Consider the following 470-nt stretch of genomic DNA (forward strand, 5'->3'; position numbering starts at 1 on the left):
TTAAATACCGATGGTAGTTATACCTTCACACCTAATGATAATTTCAACGGTGCTGTTCCTGTTATTACATATACAGTTACCGATGGTGCTGGTGACACTCAGAGTTCGACCCTAACTATTTCAGTAACTCCAGTGTCTGATCTGAGCGATGATAGTGAAACTGTCACAATAGCAGAAGATACAACCGCAACAGGTAATGTCCTCGATAACGCAGCAACTGCAGACGGTCCTTTAACTGTTACAAGCTTTACGGTTGGTGGGAATACGTACAATGCAGGTGATACGGTTACCCTTACGGAAGGTGAGTTAACTTTAAATACTGATGGTAGTTACACTTTTACACCGAATGATGATTTCAACGGTGCTGTACCCGTTATTACTTATACCGTTACAGATGGTGCTGGTGATACCGAAAGTTCTACGCTAACAATTTCAGTAACTCCAGTTTCAGATTTAAGTGATGATAATGA

Annotated in this window: 1 protein-coding gene; it reads left to right on the top strand. The window is 40.9% G+C overall.

The window, feature by feature from the left end:
* Positions 1–470, top strand: a 470-nt coding sequence (locus H4J76_RS20340; RefSeq protein WP_182231150.1) for a tandem-95 repeat protein, incomplete at both ends; no start/stop codon positions are given.

Origin of the sequence: Colwellia sp. BRX9-1 (assembly GCF_014077195.1) — a bacterium.
In the GTDB taxonomy this organism is placed as follows: Bacteria; Pseudomonadota; Gammaproteobacteria; order Enterobacterales; family Alteromonadaceae; genus Colwellia_A.